This is a genomic window from Kitasatospora sp. NPDC058115 (genome assembly GCF_042884635.1).
In the GTDB taxonomy this organism is placed as follows: Bacteria; Actinomycetota; Actinomycetes; order Streptomycetales; family Streptomycetaceae; genus Kitasatospora.
In genome coordinates, this window is record NZ_JBHVTL010000057.1 from 1 (window position 1) to 18,429 (window position 18,429).

18 protein-coding genes are annotated in these 18,429 nt (G+C 74.3%); 4 read left to right on the plus strand and 14 right to left on the minus strand.

Annotated features, from left to right (window positions below):
- Window positions 1-285: 285 nt before the first annotated feature.
- The 6 genes from ACFVVL_RS34845 to ACFVVL_RS34870 form a co-directional block, all read right to left on the minus strand.
- Window positions 286-837 (minus strand): DUF6099 family protein, encoded by a 552-nt coding sequence (locus ACFVVL_RS34845; protein ID WP_387682525.1) that lies wholly within the window; start codon window positions 835-837, stop codon window positions 286-288.
- A 145-nt stretch (window positions 838-982) separates the two neighbouring features.
- Window positions 983-1,375: a nucleotide pyrophosphohydrolase gene (locus ACFVVL_RS34850; protein ID WP_387682527.1), complete on the minus strand. Its 393-nt coding sequence runs from the start codon at window positions 1,373-1,375 to the stop codon at window positions 983-985.
- Window positions 1,372-2,757 (minus strand): AAA family ATPase, encoded by a 1,386-nt coding sequence (locus ACFVVL_RS34855; RefSeq protein ID WP_387682530.1) that lies wholly within the window; start codon window positions 2,755-2,757, stop codon window positions 1,372-1,374. Before ACFVVL_RS34855 ends, ACFVVL_RS34850 begins: the two co-directional genes overlap by 4 nt.
- Before the next feature lie 235 nt (window positions 2,758-2,992).
- A complete protein-coding gene (locus ACFVVL_RS34860) occupies window positions 2,993-3,823 on the minus strand; it encodes a putative RNA methyltransferase (RefSeq protein WP_387682533.1) in 831 nt (276 codons plus the stop codon).
- 52 nt (window positions 3,824-3,875) lie between these two features.
- Window positions 3,876-4,778 carry a RimK family alpha-L-glutamate ligase gene (locus ACFVVL_RS34865; RefSeq protein ID WP_387682536.1) on the minus strand — a complete coding sequence of 301 codons (903 nt, stop codon included), beginning with the start codon at window positions 4,776-4,778 and terminating at the stop codon, window positions 3,876-3,878.
- Complete coding sequence (locus ACFVVL_RS34870) at window positions 4,775-5,734, minus strand: RimK family alpha-L-glutamate ligase (RefSeq protein WP_387682539.1); 960 nt, start codon at window positions 5,732-5,734, stop codon at window positions 4,775-4,777. Before ACFVVL_RS34870 ends, ACFVVL_RS34865 begins: the two co-directional genes overlap by 4 nt.
- A 214-nt stretch (window positions 5,735-5,948) precedes the next feature.
- Between ACFVVL_RS34870 and ACFVVL_RS34875 the strand changes: the two genes are divergently transcribed.
- Window positions 5,949-6,830, plus strand: a complete 882-nt coding sequence (locus ACFVVL_RS34875) for a GNAT family N-acetyltransferase (RefSeq protein ID WP_387682542.1) — start codon at window positions 5,949-5,951, stop codon at window positions 6,828-6,830.
- An 11-nt stretch (window positions 6,831-6,841) separates the two neighbouring features.
- On the opposite strand, the gene ACFVVL_RS34880 is transcribed toward ACFVVL_RS34875, so the two are convergent.
- Both ACFVVL_RS34880 and ACFVVL_RS34885 read right to left on the minus strand, forming a co-directional pair.
- Window positions 6,842-7,264 (minus strand): fic family toxin-antitoxin system, toxin component, encoded by a 423-nt coding sequence (locus tag ACFVVL_RS34880; RefSeq protein WP_380296545.1) that lies wholly within the window; start codon window positions 7,262-7,264, stop codon window positions 6,842-6,844.
- Window positions 7,261-7,506, minus strand: coding sequence for a toxin-antitoxin system HicB family antitoxin (locus ACFVVL_RS34885; RefSeq protein WP_344332776.1), 246 nt, complete (start codon window positions 7,504-7,506; stop codon window positions 7,261-7,263). The genes ACFVVL_RS34880 and ACFVVL_RS34885 overlap by 4 nt, the downstream gene beginning before the upstream one ends.
- 177 nt (window positions 7,507-7,683) lie before the next feature.
- Here ACFVVL_RS34885 and ACFVVL_RS34890 point away from each other — a divergent pair, with 177 nt between their 5' ends.
- Complete coding sequence (locus ACFVVL_RS34890; protein WP_380296546.1) at window positions 7,684-7,881, plus strand: hypothetical protein; 198 nt, start codon at window positions 7,684-7,686, stop codon at window positions 7,879-7,881.
- A 102-nt stretch (window positions 7,882-7,983) separates the two neighbouring features.
- Here the strand turns inward: ACFVVL_RS34890 and ACFVVL_RS34895 are convergent, their stop codons facing one another.
- Both ACFVVL_RS34895 and ACFVVL_RS34900 read right to left on the minus strand, forming a co-directional pair.
- The gene (locus tag ACFVVL_RS34895; RefSeq protein ID WP_380296554.1) at window positions 7,984-9,282 is read right to left on the minus strand and encodes a class I SAM-dependent RNA methyltransferase; all 1,299 of its coding nucleotides are present in this window, start codon (window positions 9,280-9,282) and stop codon (window positions 7,984-7,986) included.
- Between the two features lie 437 nt (window positions 9,283-9,719).
- Complete coding sequence (locus ACFVVL_RS34900) at window positions 9,720-11,783, minus strand: APC family permease (RefSeq protein ID WP_387682557.1); 2,064 nt, start codon at window positions 11,781-11,783, stop codon at window positions 9,720-9,722.
- A gap of 248 nt (window positions 11,784-12,031) precedes the next feature.
- Between ACFVVL_RS34900 and ACFVVL_RS34905 the strand changes: the two genes are divergently transcribed.
- Together ACFVVL_RS34905 and ACFVVL_RS34910 are read left to right on the plus strand one after the other, a co-directional pair.
- Window positions 12,032-12,700: a potassium channel family protein gene (locus ACFVVL_RS34905; protein WP_380296547.1), complete on the plus strand. Its 669-nt coding sequence runs from the start codon at window positions 12,032-12,034 to the stop codon at window positions 12,698-12,700.
- Complete coding sequence (locus ACFVVL_RS34910; RefSeq protein WP_355376057.1) at window positions 12,700-13,371, plus strand: TrkA family potassium uptake protein; 672 nt, start codon at window positions 12,700-12,702, stop codon at window positions 13,369-13,371. Before ACFVVL_RS34905 ends, ACFVVL_RS34910 begins: the two co-directional genes overlap by 1 nt.
- Before the next feature lie 80 nt (window positions 13,372-13,451).
- Here ACFVVL_RS34910 and ACFVVL_RS34915 read toward each other — a convergent pair whose 3' ends face one another.
- The 4 genes from ACFVVL_RS34915 to ACFVVL_RS34930 form a co-directional block, all read right to left on the minus strand.
- Entirely contained in the window at window positions 13,452-14,207 is a 756-nt protein-coding gene (locus tag ACFVVL_RS34915; RefSeq protein WP_387682547.1) for a DUF3159 domain-containing protein, read from the minus strand.
- Window positions 14,204-14,611, minus strand: a complete 408-nt coding sequence (locus ACFVVL_RS34920; RefSeq protein WP_350555533.1) for an OB-fold nucleic acid binding domain-containing protein — start codon at window positions 14,609-14,611, stop codon at window positions 14,204-14,206. Before ACFVVL_RS34920 ends, ACFVVL_RS34915 begins: the two co-directional genes overlap by 4 nt.
- Before the next feature lie 109 nt (window positions 14,612-14,720).
- Window positions 14,721-15,401, minus strand: a complete 681-nt coding sequence (locus tag ACFVVL_RS34925; RefSeq protein ID WP_387682550.1) for a response regulator — start codon at window positions 15,399-15,401, stop codon at window positions 14,721-14,723.
- Window positions 15,402-15,474: 73 nt separating this feature from the next.
- On the minus strand, window positions 15,475-18,126 hold the full coding sequence (locus tag ACFVVL_RS34930; RefSeq protein ID WP_387682553.1) for an ATP-binding protein: 2,652 nt from the start codon (window positions 18,124-18,126) through the stop codon (window positions 15,475-15,477).
- Window positions 18,127-18,429 lie beyond the last annotated feature (303 nt).

Sequence of the window (18,429 nt, forward strand, 5' to 3'; positions counted from 1 at the left end):
CGGGGCTGGGTTGGCGGTGGGACGGCGGGGTGGGCGGGGGGGGGCCCCCCGGGCGCGCCGGCGGGGGCCCCCGCCCCCCTCCCCCTCCCTCCCTCCGCCCTTCCCGCTCCCGCACCCACCACCCCGCTATCCAGTTGTCCCATTGCGCCCACACGACACGACCGCGTCGGGCGGTGGGCGGTACCCCTGGTCGGGTGCAGTGGTGGGGCCGCGTCCGGCTACCGCCACTGCGGAGAGGGGCCACTGGACGGCGGCGCCGACCGTCCAGGAACCACTCGCCGTCCCTCACGCCACCGGCGTCGGAACCACCTCCCCCGTCGGCGGGTCGAGCTGGAACACCAGCAGCCCGTCCTCCGCCTCCTCCGGGCGCTCGCCCGCGATCCGCCGCACGGCGTCCCGCAGTTCGCCGACCAGCTGGGTGCACTCCGCCCCGGCGTCGACGCCGTCGATGCACGCCCAGTAGAGGCTCTCGGTGCCGGCCCCGCAGGCCAGCACGACCAACGTCTCCCCGATGTCCCTCAGCAGCCCGCCGAGTTCGTCCAGCATCGGCCCGAGCTCGCCGAGGTCGCCGAGCCTTCGGGCCCGACTGCCGGGCCCGAAGGCCGACGCCCCCGCCACATCCCCCGTCGCATGGTCCAGGCAGCACGCGGCGTGCAGCGCCGCCTCGGACAACTGCTGCCCGAGCCCGGCGAGTTCACCATCCTCGTCCCGCACGAGCCGGGCGCCCACCGCCTCGGCGAGCAGGGCCGCCTGCCGGGCCTCGGCCAGCACGTCCGGGATGTTCCTGGTCTCCGCCAGGGCGTGCCGGGCGGTCTTGATCAGTCGCAGCGCCTCCATGCCGCGCCCTCCTTCCGTCACTCGCGCGGCGCCCTGCCGTGCGGTCACGGTGAGAGAGTGCGCCGGGACGGAAGGGCCTGCACGGGCAGACGGGAAAGCTGTGGACAACCCGGGGGGTGTGGACAACTCCCGTCCCCCACAAGGCCTAGGAGGCGCCCTCCGGGTTGACGCCGCCGTCCCCGGCCGCAGGAGCGCCGGGGACCGGGAAGCGCAGCTCGTTCCGCTCGATCTTGGCCGCCAGGGCCGGCAGCGGATCGACCCCCACCGCCGTGCAGAACTGCAGCAGGTAGGCGAGCACGTCGGCCACCTCGTCCCGCACCCGGTGGGCGCGGTCCGGGTCGGCCATCACCGCGGACGCCTGCTCGGGCGTGAGCCACTGGAAGATCTCCAGCAGCTCACCCGCCTCCACGGTCAGCGCCGCGGCGAGGTTCTTGGGCGTGTGGAAGGGCTCCCAGCGCCGGGCGGCGGCGAAGTCCAACAGCCGCTGCCGCAGCTCTTCCAGGGTGGGGGCGAGGTCTTCCGTCTCTCGTTCGTTCACCCGTCCAGGTCTACCGCATCACCGGCCACCGGACGGAGCGTCGGCGACGGCGACGGGGCCGCGGAGACGTCCCGCACCGCCTGGGCCGGCACCCGCGCCGTCTCCGGCCGCAGCACCGTCAGCCCCGAACCGGGATCGCGCCGGCACTCCACCACCGCCGCCCCGGCGGGCAGCTCGCCCGCCCCGCCCAGCGCGTCCCGCGCCGCAGCCGGCTCCTGGAGCGTGGCCAGCACCCGCAGCTGGTTGCGCCCCGCCATGTCCCGGGCGAGCCGCAGCAGCGACGCGGTCTGGTCGGTGCCGAGCCCCGCGCCGAGGTCGTCGGCGAGCACGGTGAGCTGCCGCTGCGCCCACGGCACCTCGGCCGCCACGTCGAGGTCCAGCACCCCGGCGCCGGTGAGCAGCACCGCGGCGAACGCCAGGTGGCGCAGCATCCCGTCGGAGGCCTGGTCGGCGCCGGTGCGCCCGAGGAGGCCCTCGTCGAACACGGCGAGCACCCGCTGCTCGGCGCCGCTGCCGCGGTGGGCGAGGTCGAGGCCGAGCAGCGGGTGCGGGGCGGCGGACTGGACGACGCGCAGCAGTTGCCCGTAGCGGCGGGTGCACTCGTTGCTGAGCCGGGCGATGACGGCGGAGATGTTGGCGGCGGTGCTGAGCAGCCGGGCCTGCGGGTCGGGGCGGGCCCAGCCGCGCATCAGGGCGGGCACGGGGTGGACGGGGAAGACCTCGCGCAGCGCGGTGAGGAGCTGTTCGGCGGCGGCGAGGACCTTGCGTTCGCCCGGCGAGGAGCCGGCGACCCGCAGCGGGATCTGGGCGGTGATCAGCGTGCCGCTGGGGAACGGGGCGCGGATGTCGCCCTGGCGGGTGTCGTTGTGCCAGCTGACGTTGACGCGGCCCTTGCGCACGTCCTGTTCGCCGGTCTCGACGAGGGTCTGGCCGTCGAGGGTGAGCTTCTCCCGGGCGACGCGGACCGGCCCGTCGGTGCGGATGACGAGTTCGAGGCCGATCGGCCCGTCCGGGGAGCGGACGGTGCAGCCGAGGATGAGGGCGTTGCGGCCGTGCGGCACGCAGCCGTCGAGGCCGCCGCGCACGGGTTTGGCGAGGGGGCCGGTGGTGCCGGGCCGTCCGTCGAGGGAGGTGCCGATCTCCTCGCCGAGGGCGAGCCGGGAGAGGACGGCGAGGGCGTCGAGCGCATTGGACTTGCCGACGCCGGCGGGGCCGTGCAGCACGGTGAGGGGCGCGAGCGGGAGGCTCGCGCGCCGGTAGGACTTGAACGAGGCGAGGCGGATCTCCTCGACGATCGGGCGCCGGACGGTCGGCACGCCGGGGTCCGGACTGCGCTGCTGCGGGTGGGCCGGCACGGCGGGCCGGGTGGCGTCGCGGTTCACCCGTGGGACGTTAGCGGCCGGTCGGGGGGCAGAAACGTGCCTGCCCGGCAGATTCATCCCATCGGGGTGACGGCGGCGCGCGGCGCCGGGCACGCGCCGCCCACCGGCGCGCGGGCCCGGCCCGGCGCCGCGCGGGCCCGCTTCGGTTCCTGTCGGAGCCCCGGTTCGGTGCCGGTGGGCGCCGCGGTCCGGGGCCGGTGGGCGGCCCCCGGTCCGGGGCCGGCCGGAGCCCGGTTCAGCGCCGGTAGGCGGCGACGGTGACGGACGCCGTCACCTCGACCGGCTCCGGCAGCGCGGCGAGCCGCTGCGCCAGCCGGGCCGGATCGGTGTGCCAGGCGCTCGGCCCCATCCCGACCACGGTCCGCACGTCCTCGGCGGACAGCCGCAGCGTGAACTCCACCTCGCGCTGCCCGGCCGGTGACAGGTGGGGGCCGAGTTTCTCGTCGATGCGCCGCTGCTTCTCCTCGTCGACCGACAGCAGCCCCAGCCCGGTGACGAGTTCACGCAGGTGGCGCGAGGTGGGCGCGACGAGCAGCAGGGTGCCGCCGGGCCGCAGCACCCGGCGCAGCTCGGGGCCGTTGCGCGGGGCGAACACGTTGAGGACGAGGCCCGCGGAGGCGTCGAGCAGCGGCAGCGGGCGCCAGGCATCGCAGACCACGGCGCCGATCCGGGGGTGGGCCCTGGCGGCGCGGCGCAGCGCGTACTTGGAGATGTCGAGGGCGGCGCCGGGCCGGCCGGGCAGGGCATCGAGGACGTGCGCGAGGTAGTGGCCGGTGCCGGCGCCGAGGTCGGCGACGAGGCCTTCGGGGTGGGCGGCCGCGGCAGCTTCGGCGAGGGCGTCGGCGATCGGCCGGTAGTGGCCGGCGGCGAGGAAGTCGCTGCGGGCGGCGACCATGGCGGCGGTGTCGCCGGTGCCGGTGTGGGCGTCGCCGGCGAGCAGGCTGACGTAGCCCTGTTTGGCGACGTCGTGGCTGTGGCCGGCGGGGCAGCGCAGGGTGCGCCCGTCGAGGGTGAGCGGCTGCGCGCAGTGCGGGCAGGCCAGGTAGGGCTCGATGTCCTGCAGCAAGGGTCCGTCTTCTTTCGCGGCCCGGTCGTGGGCTCCGGCCGGGGGTGCCAGCCTAACGAGCGGCGGCGTCCGGTTGCGCATCCGCCGGGTCGCCCTCGCGCGGGCCGGGGAGGGCGGACGGAGCGGGCGGGGACGGCCGGCCGGCCTCGGCGGCCCGCAGGGCGAGCGCGGCCAGGGCCTCGGGCGCGCCGGCCTGCCCCCGGATGCCGGGGAAGGCGTTGACGTCGACGACGACCGGTTCGTCCGGGCCGTCGAGCAGGTCGACGCCGTAGACGTCGAGGCCGAAGACCTCGCCGACGCGCAGCGCGAGCCGGGCGCGCTCGGCGGGCAGGTCGTGCGGTCCGAACGCGTCCCCGCCGTGCGGCGGCCGGGCGGGGCCGGGGTCGGCGAGTTCGGAGCGCCGGCGGGTGCAGAACAGTTGCCCGGCGACGACCCAGAGCTTCTGGTCCCAGCCGGTGCTGGGCAGGTAGGGCTGGGCGACGACGGCCTCGCCGGGCCACTGCTCGGCGAGGGCGCGCAGCCGGGCGAGGTCGTCGGCGCGGGCGACGAGGTCGTCGCGGCGGCTGTGGCGGCTCTTGACGACCAGCGGGAGGGCGAGGTCGCCGGCTTCGGCGGCGGCGAGCAGCGCGGCGGGGCTGTCGGCGGTGCGGGTGGGAGCGAAGGGCAGGCCGGCCCGCCGGGCGAGGTCGGCCATGGCGGTGCGGTCCTGGCACAGGGCGGTGGCGGCGGCCGGGTTGACGACGGGGGCGCCGCGTTCCTCCAGTGACCGGGCGAGGGCGAGGGCCGCGGGGGTGCGGGCCTTGAGCAGGTAGACGTCGGCGGGCGGAGCGTCGCCCGCGGCGGGCGGGTGCGCCGGGTCGAGCGCCTCGACGCGGTGGCCGCGCGCGGTCAGCAGGGCGCCGGCCGCGGCGAGCAGCGGGTGGTCCGGGGCGGAGGTGATCAGGCCGATCCTCACAGCGTGCCGCCGACGCCCACGCCGCCGACGCCGAGCCCGGCGGCCGCGCCGCCGCCCTGGGCGGGCATCCGCACGGCCCGTGTGCCGAGCCCGACCGGCTCCAGTCCGGTGGTGTCCAGTGCCACGGCCGGCGCGGTGACCGCGGTGCCGGTGCGGGCCAGCCGCAGGACCGCCCGGGAGACCCGTGCGACCGCGTCCGGGACCTTCCGGAAGCTCGGGAAGTCGTTGATGTCGACGACCACCGGCCCGTCCGGGCCGAGCAGCACGTCGACGCCGTACAGGTCGAGTCCGAACACCTCGCCGACCTGCGCGGCGATCCGCGCGACCTCGGCCGGCAGCGGCACCTGGCGTTCCCTCACCCCCTGGTCGGGGTTGAGCGGCGAGCACCGCTCGGTGGCGTAGAGCTCGCCGTCGACGCAGTACACCTTGAGGTCGGTGCCGGAGTTGGGCACGTAGGGCTGGGCGATGAGCAGCCCCTCGCCGGCCAGCAGCGGGCCGAGTTCGGCGAGGTGCCCGGGGTCGCGGACGAGGCGCACGGCCCGTCCTGAGCTGCCGTCGGCGGGTTTGACGACCAGGGGGTACTCGGCCGCCGGGATCTCGGCGAGCCGTTCCCAGCGGGCGGCGGCGTAGGTGACGGGGACGGGCAGGCCGCGGGTGCGGGCAATGACGGAGGCGAGGGCCTTGTCGCGCACGCCGCGGATCGAGCGGACGTCGTTGACGGTGGTGAGGCCGACGGCGGCGGCGGCCTCCAGCAGGGTGAGGCCGGGCCCACCGGAGACGGTCTTGAGCACCCAGGCGTCGTGGCTTCCGGCGCGGACCGCCTCGGAGATCGCCATCAGCGAGTCGCCGGGCCGCAGCACGTCCACCCGGTGCCCCCACGCGGTGAGTTGGCGTACGACGTCGAGCGGCATGCCGTCGTGCCGGTAGTGCTCCTCCACCAGAAAGCAGAGCCTCATGACCCAGTCATCCCCCTCGCTTCGCCCAGCGCGGACGTCCGCCGTTCCCGTCCGGCAGAGCTGTAAAGGCCCCAGGATGTCATGGGGTCCGTACACAAGATCGCCCGGCCTGTAAGCGTTCGGCAACAATCGCACGGAAATGCCCGGGCCCGGCGGGTGCCGCCGGGCCTCACATGCCTGGCGGGAAGGGGCCAGGCCTGCTTGGATGCACGGCGTGACCTCTGACGATCTTGCAGCCGACGACACCTCCGCCGCCGCCGGGCCGGGCCGGGATCTCCTCCAGGAGATCGAGCGCTACTACGACGCGGTCCCGCGGGCCGCCGCGCGCGTCGAGGACTTCGGCCCGCTCAGCCTGTTCGTGCGCGAGGGCGCCGGCTGGCCGTACTACGCGCGCCCGGCGCTGGGCCACCGGGGCCCGGCCGCCACCGCCGGGGACGTCCGACGGGTGCTGGCGCGCCAGCGCGAGCTGGGGCTGCCGGAGGCCTTCGAGTGGGTGGCGGAGCACGATCCGCTGCTGCGCGCGGCGGTGGAGGAGGCGGGGCTGGTGGTGCACGAGCACCCGCTGCTGGTGCTGGACGCGCGGCAGGACGTCGCGCAGGCCCCGGGCGCCGTGCCGCAGGGGGTGTCGGTGCGGGTGCTGGCCGCCGACGATCCGGCGCTCGCGCACGCGGTGGCCGTCCCGCACCTGGCGTTCGAGGAGCCGGGCACCGGTGTGGGCGGCGCCGGGGCGGCGGAACTCGCCGCGAGGGCCGGGGTGCTGGGGTCCGACGGCACCGCGGAGCGGATCGCCGCGCGGATCGCCTCGGGGCACACGGTGCTCGCCGCGGCCTTCGAGGGCGGCACGCCGCTCTGCGCGGGACAGCACAACCCGGTCGGCGCGGTCACCGAGGTGGCGGGCGTGGGCACGCTGCCCTCGGCGCGCCGGCGCGGGCTGGGGCAGGCGGTCACCGCGGCGCTGGTCGCGCACGCCCGGGCCCACGGGGTGCGCACGGTGTTCCTGTCCGCGGCCGACGAGGACGTGGCCCGGATCTACCGGCGGGCGGGTTTCCGTCCGTTCGCGACCGCGCTGATCGCCGAGCCGGCCGGGACCGGCTGAGCGGCGTCCGCTCACTCCGTGTCGTCGTCGTCCTCGCCGCTGACCTCCTCGTCCTCGGCCTCGTCCACCACCCAGGCGGCCAGCCGGTCCGCCACGCCGGAGACGGTCAGCCGCCCCTCGCGGATGGCCCGGGCGAGGCTGCGCACCTCGCGGGCCGTGGTCGCCACCGTGCAGCCGCTGGCCACCAGGTAGGCGTAGGCGACGGCGGTGGCGAACAGTTCGTTGGTCTTCTCCAGCGCCGGCACCCGAATCAGCTGGTGCATGAGGGCGGCGGCGCGGTCCTGCGGTTCGGGGTAGACGGAGATGTCGAAGATCTCGGCCTGGTGCCGGGCGACGGCGGCCAGCAGCGATCCGTAGTCGGTGACCTGCGGGTCACCGGGCGTGTACTGCTCGGCGGTCATGAGCAGCCACGAGAGGTCGACCTCCAGCTTCAACGGCGCACGTCCTGGAGGTCGGCCCCGCCCCGCTGCTCGCCGAACTCGGCGAGGAACGCCGTCTCGTACTCCTTCATGAACTGGGCGGCCGCGTCGACGAACACCCGCCCGGCCTCGCCCATGTCCTGCTGGACCAGGCGCTCGATGTACTGGTTCATGCTGATCCCCTGCTGCTCCGCCCGTTCCCGGGCCATCTCCGCGGTGGTGGCGTCCACCCGGACGTTCAGCTGCTTCTTACCCATGAACCTCAAGCTAGCGCTGAAGTGCTAGCACAACAAGGGCGCGCGCGGCCCCCGCGCACGCCCGCCGCCGCGCCCGGCACCCGCCGGGAGGGAGACTTGAAGAGTTCTTCACCTTCGGAGACTCTGAAGTGCCCCGAGCAATCCCTCAAGCGGCACCGACCGGTGTGGAGGCCGGCAATGACAGCCATGTTCGACCAGGAGCTGCGCGAGCAGCTCGCCCAGGCCCGCAAGGAACTCGCGGCCGCCCGGGCCGAAGGGGACGCCGACGGCGTCCAGGCGTACGAGGGCCGGATCGCCGCACTGATCCGCCTCGCCGCCCAGCACGGCATCACCCTGCCGCACGAGCCCCGGGAGCAGGAACACCCCCTGCCCTGAGCCCGCCCTCGGCACCCGGCGACGAGAGGCGGCCGGCGGCGCACGACGGACGGAGGCGGCGCCCGGGATTCCCGGGCGCCGCCTCCGTCGGTCGTCGGCGCGTCACTCGCCCCCGGCCGGCTCCAGGATCGCCACGCACTCGAAGTGGTGGGTCATCGGGAACAGGTCGAAGGCCCGCAGCGAGACCGGCCGGTAGCCGCCCTCGCGGAAGAAGCCGAGGTCCCGGGCGAGGGCCGCCGGGTCGCAGGCGACGTAGGCGATGCGGCGGGCGCCGAGCCCGGCCAGGTGGGCGACGGTCTCGCGCCCGGCCCCCGCGCGCGGCGGGTCGAGCACGATGAGGTCGGTCTCGGTGATGCCGGTGCGCGGCAGCAGCGACTCCACCCGGTCGCACTCGATCCGGACGTTCTCCACCGCGGCCAGGTTGTGCCGGGCGTCGGCCACCGCCTGCTTGCCCGACTCGATGCCGAGCACCGCGCCGTCCTCGCCGACCCGGTCGGCCAGCGCGCCCGCGAACAGGCCCACCCCGCAGTACAGGTCGAGCGCGTTCTCGCCCCACTGCGGGTCCAGGCCGTCGAGGACGGCGTCGACCAGGGTGTCCGGCGCCTCGGGGTGGATCTGCCAGAAACCGCCGTTGCTGACCCGCCAGGTCCGCCCGGCGGCGCGCTCGCGCACGAAGCCGCGCCCGTGCACCTTGTGGGTGTTGCCCTGCTCGTCGATGCGGGCGATGGAGACCGGGCGGTCCAGCTCGACCAGCGGCAGCTGGGCGCCCGGCGCCGGGGTGAGCACCACCTGGCGGTCCGAGGAGCCGGAGGCGGCGATCACCTCGACCGAGACGACGCCCGGCCAGTCGCGGGACTCCACGCCCAGCTCGGTGACGCCCTCGGCGGCGATCAGGCAGCGGTCGACCGGCTGGACGTCGTGCGAGCGGTGCTTGCGCAGCCCGGCCCTGCCGCCGGCCGGGTCGACCGCGTACTGGACGCGGGTGCGCCAGGCCGGCACCTGGCCGGCCGGCAGCTTGCCGCCGACCGGCTCGACGCTGCCGTCCCAGCCGGCCTCGTCCGGGGTCAGGCCGGCCAGCTTGGCCAGCTGCTCGGTCAGCACCTGCACCTTGAGCTTGCGCTGGCCGCCCGGCGTCACGTGCTGCCAGTCGCAGCCGCCGCACTTGCCGGGCCCGGCGAACGGGCACGGCGGGGTGATCCGCTCCTTGGCGGGCTCCAGCACCTCCACCGCGTCGGCCCGCAGGAAGCGGGAGGTGGTGGTGCCCTCGGTGACCTGCGCGATCACCTTCTCGCCCGGCAGCGCGTGCCGGACGAACAGCACCCGGCCCTCGTGCCGGGCCACGCAGTGCCCGCCGCCGTGTGCGACGGGGCCGACCTCGACCTCGTAGCGCTCGCCGACCAGCGGGTCGCCGGTGGGGGCCTTCGGCGCCCTGGGGGCGCCGGCGGCCTTGGGGGCGGCCTCGGCCCGGGGGGAGCGGGTGGCGTTGCGCAGCGCCCGGGGCGGGCGCACGGCCTGCTTGCGAGGGCGCGCGCCGCCCTCCTGCCGTGCACCACCCTCCGGGCGCTCGGCACGCTCGGCACGCGCGCCGCGCTCCGGGCGCGACGGCTGCTCCGCGCGCTCCGAGCCGCGCTCCGAGGTGCGCTCAGGAGCACGCCCCGGGGCGCGCTCCTCCGGCGCGAGCGGCGCCGTCCGCGCGGTGAACCCGTCGCGGTCGGTCGCCTCCGGGCGCGACGGCTTGCCCCAGCGCGGCCGGGCGACCTGCCCGGGCTTGGCGGAGGCACCGCCCTTGCGGGCACCCTTGCCCGAGGAGCCATGGGAACGAGACGGGGTGTTGCGGGTCACTGGGAGGAGTCCTTCGCGCTGCGATCGGCCGGGCCGGCGGGCTTCGCCGAGACTTCCGACTTTACGGCCTTGGGCGCCCGGGGCTCACCACGCCGGACGGAACCCGGCGCCGACCAGGCCTTCTGCGGCTTGCGCCGCTCCGAGGACTCCAGCTGCCACGGCACCGAGGTCACCATCACGCCCGGCTTGAACAGCAGCCGGCCCTTCAGCCGCAGCGCGCTCTGGTTGTGCAGCAGGTGCTCGTACCAGTGGCCGACCACGTACTCGGGGATGTAGACCGACACCACGTCGCGCGGGCTGCTGCGGCGCAGGTTCTTCACGTAGTCCAGGACCGGCCCGGTGATCTCGCGGTACGGCGAGTCCAGCACCTTCAGCGGCACCTCGATCCCGCGCTCGTCCCACTCCGCGCGCAGCGCCGCCGTGTCCGCCGGGTCGACGTTCACGGTCACCGCCTCCAGGGTGTGCGCCCGCGCGAGCCGCGCGTACGCCAGCGCCCGCAGCGCCGGCTTGTGCAGCTTGGAGACCAGCACGATCGCGTGCACCCGGGTGGGCAGCACCACGTCGTCCGGCTCCTCCGCGGCGACCAGCTCCGCGGAGACCCGGTCGTAGTGCCGGCGGATCGCCTTCATCATCACGAACAGCACGACCATCGCCGCGATGGCGATCCAGGCGTGGCTGATCTTGGTGGCGAGCACGACGATCAGCACCGCCATGGTCATCACCAGGCCGAAGGTGTTGATCGCCCGGCTGCGCTGCATGTGGCGGCGCTTGGCCGGGTCGGTCTCGGTGCGCAGGTTCCTGGTCCAGTGCCGGATCATGCCGGACTGGCTCATGTTGAACGACACGAAGACGCCGACGATGTACAGCTGGATCAGCCGGGTCGGGTCCGCGTCGAAGGCGATGATGAACAGGATCGCGGCCAGCGCCAGCAGGATGATGCCGTTGGAGAAGGCCAGCCGGTCGCCGCGGGTGTGCAGCTGGCGCGGCAGGTAGCGGTCCTGGGCCAGGATCGAGCCCAGCACCGGGAAGCCGTTGAACGCGGTGTTGGCGGCCAGCACCAGGATCAGCCCGGTGACGGCGGCGACGAAGTAGAAGCCCGGCGTGAAGTTCGAGAACACCGCCTCGCTGATCTGGGCCAGCGCGGTCTTCTGGTGGTAGTCGCCGGGCGCGCCGACCAGCTGGTGGGACTCCTCGGCCATCTGGACGCCGGTCAGCCGCGCCAGCCAGATGATGCCCATGAACATCACGACCGCGATGGTCGCCATCATCAGCAGGGTGGTCGCCGCGTTCTTGCTCTTCGGCTTGCGGAACGCCGGCACGCCGTTGGAGATCGCCTCCACGCCGGTCAGCGCCGCACAGCCCGAGGAGAACGCCTTGAGCAGCAGGAACACCATGGCGAACCCGGCCAGGTTCTCGTTGCCCGGGGTCGCCTCCAGGTGGAAGCCCGAGCTCTCCGAGGGCATGTCCTGCCCCATCCCGAAGTGCCGGACCACCCCGTACACCACCATGCCGAGCACGCCGATCATGAAGGCGTAGGTCGGAACGGCGAAGGCCGTGCCGGACTCCCGGACACCGCGCAGGTTCATCCCCATCAGCAGGATGACCACGACGACCGACAGGGTCAGCTCGTGGCCGCGCAGCGCGGGCACCGCCGACACCACGTTGGCCACGCCCGAGGTGGTGGAGACCGCCACGGTGAGGATGTAGTCGACCATCAGCGCGCTCGCGACCACCAGGCCGGAGTTCGGGCCGTGGTTCACGGTGGCGACCTCGTAGTCGCCGCCGCCGCTCGGGTACGCGTGCACGTTCTGCCGGTACGAGGCCACCACCGCGAGCATGACGATGGCGACCACGACGCCGATCTGCCACGAGAAGTGGATGGCGGAGGCGCCCGCCAGGGAGAGGGTCAGCAGGATCTCCTCGGGCGCGTACGCGACCGAGGAGAGCGCGTCCGAGGCGAAGACGGGCAGCGCGATGCGCTTGGGGAGCAGCGTCTCCCCCAGCTTGTCGCTGCGCAACGCACGCCCGATGAGGATGCGTTTCGGAAGGTCAGTCGGCATAGGCACGTTAAGGAATCGTAGGGGCAGTGCGGCGTCCGGTCCGACGGACGCCCCCCGTTCGTGCCCCCCTTCGTCGCGACTGTGTTCGGTGGACCGGCTAGCGTGTCGGATACGAGCAGGCGGGCAACACTGTGGTTGTCGTGCCGAGCCCCACGAGGACGCCCACCCCCGAGAGCGGGGCGGGGAAACGGAGATCGAACGGTGTTTGCGCAGGTCATGGCCCCAATAGGACGGGTGAGGTAGCGCCGGTGCACATCGTCATCATGGGCTGCGGCCGGGTGGGCTCCGCACTCGCCCGCGCGCTGGAGAAACAGGGCCACTCGGTGGCCGTGGTCGACCAGGACCCGACGGCCTTCCGCCGGCTGGGCGCCGGGTTCAACGGGCGCCGGGTGACCGGGGTCGGCTTCGACCAGGACACCCTGAAGGAGGCGGGCATCGAGGAGGCGGGTGCCTTCGCCGCCGTCTCCAGCGGTGACAACTCCAACATCATCGCCGCCCGGGTGGCCCGGGAGAACTTCGGTGTGGAGAACGTCGCGGCCCGGATCTACGACCCCCGGCGTGCCGAGGTCTACCAGCGCCTGGGCATCCCCACCGTCGCCACCGTCCGCTGGACGGCCGACCAGATGCTGCGCCGGCTGCTGCCGAGCGGCGCCGAGCCGCTCTGGCAGGACCCGAGCGGAGCCGTCCAGCTCGCCGAGGTCGCCTACGCCCCGGAGTGGGTGGGCCACCGGGTGAGCGAGCTGGAGGCCGCCTCCGGCTCCCGGGTGTCGTTCGTCACCCGGCTCGGCGAGGGCGTGCTGCCCTCGCCCCAGATGGTGGTGCAGGAGGGCGACCTGGTGCACGTGATGCTGCGCCGGGCCGACCTGACGGCGGTCGAGGCCGCGTTCGCGCAGGGCCCGCAGAAGGAAGGTCACTGATGCGAGTCGCCATTGCCGGGGCCGGCGCCGTCGGCCGCTCGATCGCGGGCGAGCTGCTGGAGAACGGCCACGAGGTCCTGCTGATCGACAAGAACCCGAACTCCATCTCGGTGGAGCGGGTGCCCATGGCCGAGTGGCTGCTGGCCGACGCCTGCGAGATCACCTCGCTGGACGAGGCCGCGCTGCAGCGCTGCCACGTGGTGATCGCCGCCACCGGTGACGACAAGGTCAACCTCGTCGTCTCGCTGCTCGCGAAGACCGAGTACGGCGTGCCGCGGGTGGTCGCCCGGGTGAACAACCCGAAGAACGAGTGGCTCTTCAACGAGTCCTGGGGCGTGGACGTGGCCGTCTCCACCCCGCGCCTGATGTCCGCCCTGGTCGAGGAGGCGGTCAGCGTCGGCGACCTGGTCCGGCTGATGCGCTTCAGCCAGGGCAACGCCAACCTCGTCGAGCTGACCCTCGCCGAGGACACCGAGCTGGTCGGCACCCGGGTCGGCGACGTGCCGTGGCCGCCGGACACCGCGCTGGTGACCATCCTCCGCGAGGGCCGGGTCCTGGTGCCCGGCAAGGACGACACCCTGGAGGGCGGCGACGAGCTGCTCTTCGTGGCCGCCCAGGAGCGCGAGGAGGAGCTGGAGGACCTGCTGTCCAGCTCGGCCGGCGCCCAGTAGCGCGGGAACGAAAACGGCCGGGGCCCGCACTCACTCGGAGTGCGGGCCCCGGCCGTTCGCCGGTCCGCCGTCGCCGGGGGCTACCGGCCGGCGGGCGGCTCGCCGGCGGAGTGCTCCGGCGCCGGCTCGTCGTCCAGCTGCGCCTTGATCGGCGGCGGCGCCTTCAGCAGGATCTGCCAGGTCACGTACATCGCCAGCAGCAGCGGCGGGATGCCCAGCGCGACCTTCAGCCAGCCCAGCAGGTTGACGTTGTGGGTGAAGTACAGCGGGAAGAGGATCACCGGCTTGATGCCCATGATCAGCACCCACGCCCAGGTCGCCTTGGTGTAGGCGGCCAGCCGGCCCGGGTTCTGCTTGCGCCAGGTGAACATCTCGCCGGTCACCGGGCCGAGCATGATGCCGATCAGCGGCCAGCGGACCAGCGCCGAGACGGCGAGGCCCACGCAGTAGCCGACGTTCCAGAGCAGGCCCGGCAGGTAGAAGTTCTCCGCCTTGCCGGTCTTCATCGAGATCCAGGCGCCGATGGCGACCCCGAACACTCCGCTGAAGGCGTGCTGGACGGTCTCCCGCTTCAGCAGCCGCGCCACCACGAACAGCGCGCTCAGGCCCAGCGCCGCCCAGGCCGCGGCGGGCACCTGGTGGGTGATGTTGTAGGTGACGATGAAGACCAGGCCGGGCAAGGTCATGTCGACCATGCCGCGGACCCCGCCGAACGCCTTCATCACGGTGTCGGCGGCCTCGCGGGAGGCCTGCCGCTCCGCCTCCTCGTCCCGGACGGCGTTCACCAGGCCGAGCTGGGCGGCGGGCTCGCCGCCGGGCTGGTTGCTCACGCTCATTCGCTCCCGTGTCCGACCGGACGCAGCTCGTAGCGGGGGTTGAACAGCACCCGGCGGCCGCGCGCGTGGCTGATCCGGCCGCTGGCGACCAGACGCCGCCCCGGCTCGATGCCCGCGATGGAGCGGCGCCCGAGCCAGACCACGTCCAGCGCCTCGGTGCCGTCGAAGAGCTCCGCCTCCAGCGCGGGCACCCCGGCCCGCGGGCGGAGCGTCACGGTGCGCAGGGTGCCGGCGACGGTGACCAGTTGCCGGTCCCCGCAGCTGGCGATCGGCGTGCAGCCCGACTCCGCGGCGCTCTCCTGGCGCAGCTCCTCGGCCTCCAACTCCTCGGTGGAGGAGGTCAGCCGGCTGAGCATGCGGCGGAAGCGCCCCTGCGGCGGCCCGCTGCTGTTGTCACCACTCATGCCGGAAGGGTACCGGTTCCGGGGGCCCCGGCGGCAGGCCGCGCGGGTCGCCCGGGCTCCCCGGGGGCGCGGCGCGACGGCCGCGGGGCCACTGCGAGCGGCCGCCCGCTCACCCCTCGAAGCGGTAGCCCATGCCGGGCTCGGTGATGAAGTGCCGCGGGTGCGAGGGGTCCCGTTCGAGCTTGCGCCGCAGCTGGGCGAGGTAGACCCGCAGGTAGTTCGTCTCGGTCCGGTAGGCCGGGCCCCAGACTTCCTGGAGCAGCTGGGTCTGGCTGACCAGCCGGCCCGCGTTGCGGACCAGGACCTCCAGCAGATGCCACTCGGTCGGGGTAAGGCGGATGTCGGTGCCGTCGCGGTTCACCTTCTTCGCCGCCAGGTCGACGGTGAAGCTGTCGGTGACCACCACCGAGCCGTCCTCCCCGGCGACCGGTTCGGCGCGGCGCACGGCGGCGCGCATCCGGGCCAGCAGCTCGTCCATCCCGAAGGGCTTGGTGACGTAGTCGTCGGCGCCGGCGTCCAGCGCCTCGACCTTCTCGTCGGAAGCGTGCCGGGCGGAGAGCACGATGATCGGCACCCTGGTCCAGCCGCGCAGGCCCCTGATCACCTCGACCCCGTCCATGTCGGGCAGGCCGAGGTCGAGGACGACGACGTCGGGGTGGCGGGCGGCGGCGAGTTCCAGGGCGCTCGCGCCGTCGTGCGCCGCGTCGACCTCGTACTTGCGGGCCTTGAGGTTGATCACCAGCGCGCGGACGATCTGCGGTTCGTCGTCCACGACGAGGACCCGGGTCATGCGGGCTCCGCCTTTCGGGGCTGTCGGTCTGATCGGAAGTGGTCGTGCAGCGGTCGTCGGAGAGCGGGTGTGGTCATGCCGGGGGCGGGGCCGGTGCCGGCTCGTCGGCGTCCGGTCCACCGGTGTCCGGTTCTCCGGGATCCGGTTCTCCGGGGTCCTCCGGCCGCGGCCCGTCGGGGTCCGCGACGCGCTCGACGGCGGGTAGGGTGACGACCATGGTCAGCCCGCCGCCCGGGGTGTCCTCGGCGGACACCGTGCCGTCCATCGCCTCGACGAACCCGCGCGCCACCGCGAGCCCCAGCCCCACCCCGGCACCGCGCGGAGCGTCCCCGTACCGCTGGAACGGCGCGAAGATCCGCTCCTTGGCGTCCTCCGGCACCCCCGGTCCCCGGTCCACGATCCGCAGCTCCACCCGGCCCGGCCCGTCCGCCGGGTGCAGGGCGTCGGCCTTGACCAGCACCTTCACCCCGGCGGGGCTGTACTTCACGGCGTTCTCGACCAGATTGGCCAGCGAGCGCTCCAGCAGCCCGCCGTCGGCCCGGATCATCGGCAGGGTCTCCGGCACGTCCAGCCGGACCGCCCCCGGCGGCACCCCGCCCAGCGCGAACGGCACCACCTCGTCCAGGTCGGTCTCCTGGATCAGCGGCGTGACCGTTCCGGTCTGCAGCCGGCTCATGTCGAGCAGATTGTTGATCAGATGGTCGAGCCGGTCGGCGCCGTCCTCGATCCCCGCCAGCAGTTCCGCCTCGTCCTCCTCGTCCCACTCCACGTCCGCCGAACGGAGCGAGCTCACCGAGGCCTTGATCCCCGCGAGCGGCGTGCGCAGATCGTGCGAGACGGCCGCCAGCAACGCGGTCCGGATCCGGTTCCCCTCGGCCTCCCGCCGGGCGGCCGCCGCCTCCCCCGCCAGCCGGCGGCGCTCCAGCACCACCGCCGCCTGCGCGGCGAACGCCCCCAGCAGCCGGCGGTCCTCCCCCGGCAGCACCCGGCCGCGCAGCACCAGCGCCAGCGTCTCCCCGACCGGCACGTCCACGTCGGCCGTCTCCGGACGCTCCGGCGGACGCGGGCCCGCCGTCGCCACCGCCTGCCACGCCCCGACCCGGTCGGGCCGCTCCAGCAGGGCCACCGACTCCTGCTGGAAGGTCTCCCGGACCTGCTCCAGCAACGCGGTCAGCACCCCGTCCCCGTCCCCGCTCGGCGACCCGCGCAGCACCGTGCCGGCCAGCGCGCTCAGCGTCTGGGCCTCGGTCTGGCTGCGCGCCGCCTGGTGGGTGCGCCGGGCCGCCAGGTCGACCACCGAGGCGACGGCCATGCCGACCGTGGTGAATATCGCCACCGCCATGATGTTCTGCGGCTCGTCGATCGTGAACGTGTGGATCGGCGGCGCGAAGTAGTAGTTCAGCGCGGTGGACCCGACCAGCGCCGAGGCGATCGCCGGGAACAGCCCGCCCACCAGCGCCGCGCACACCGTCAGCGACAGGAACAGCAGCATGTCCGTGGTCAGGCCCAGGCCGTGCACGTTGATGAGCACCAGCGCGAGCAACGGCGGCCCCGCCACCCCGATCAGCCAGCCCGCCACCGTGCGCGTGCGGCCCAGATCGGTCACCTTGCGGATCGGGATCCGCCCGCGCCCCTTCGCCGCGTGCTCGTGCGTGACGATGTGCACGTCGATGTCACCCGACTCACGCGTCACCGTGCCGCTCACACCCGGCCCGTAGACGTACTGCCAGGCCGGACGCCGGCTGGTGCCCAGCACGATCTGCGTCGCGTTCACGCCCCGCGCGAACTCCAGCAGCCCGGCGGCCGGGTCGTCGCCCAGCACCGCGTGGTAGGAACCGCCCAGGCTCTCCACCAGCGCCCGCTGCTCGATCAGCGTCTGCGACGAGCCCGAGCCCGAACCGGCCAGCCCGTCCGAGCGGGAGATGTGCACCGCCAGCAGCTCGCCGCCCGATCCGCGGGCCGCGATCCGGGCCGCCCGGCGGATCAGCGTCGCGCCCTCCGGGCCGCCGGTCAGACCCACCACGATCCGCTCGCGTGCCTGCCAGGTCCCCTTGATGCCCTGCTCGGCCCGGTACTTCTGCAGGTACTCGTCGACCCGGTCGGCCGTCCACAGCAGCGCCAGCTCGCGCAGCGCCGTCAGGTTCCCCGGCCGGAAGTAGTGGGCGAGCGCCGCGTCGATCTTCTCCGGCGCGTACACATTGCCGTGCGCCAGCCGGCGCCGCAGCGCCTGGGGCGACATGTCGACGAGCTCGATCTGGTCGGCCCGGCGGACCACCTCGTCCGGCACCGTCTCCCGCTGCCGCACCCCCGTGATGCCCTCGACGACGTCGCCGAGCGACTCCAGGTGCTGGATGTTCACCGTCGAGACGACGTCGATCCCGGCCGCGAGCAGCTCCTCGACGTCCTGCCAGCGCTTCTCGTTGCGGCACCCCGGCACATTGGTGTGCGCCAGCTCGTCCACCAGCACCACCTGCGGCCGACGCGCCAGCACCGCGTCCAGGTCCATCTCCGTGAACACGGCCCCGCGGTGCGTCAGCTCCCGCCGGGGCACCACGTCGAGGCCGGAGACCCGCTCGGCCGTGTGCCGGCGCCCGTGGTCCTCGACGAACGCCACCGCGACGTCCGTTCCCCGCTCCGACCGCCGGTGCGCCTCCGCGAGCATGGCGTACGTCTTACCGACCCCGGGTGCCGCCCCGAGGTAGATCCGCAGCCTGCCGCGTCCCATGTGCACCATTCTTGATCCGGCCGAGCCTGGCGACCATCCCGGACACCAGTTCCCTTCGCCTTCGAGACTACGGCGCAGGCGCGGCTTTGCCAGCGATCTGGGCGCTGAGCTGGGAGTTTTAGCGCCATATTGATGGGGTCGGGCGGGGCGGCGGGGCCCACGGGCTTGGGGAGGCCACGGTCGCGGCCCTGGGCGCGGCTATGGCACACCGGACATGCGAAAAGCCCCTGCCGGTTTCCCCGGCAGGGGCTTCTCAGAAGAATTGTTCGGCGGCGTCCTACTCTCCCACAGGGTCCCCCCTGC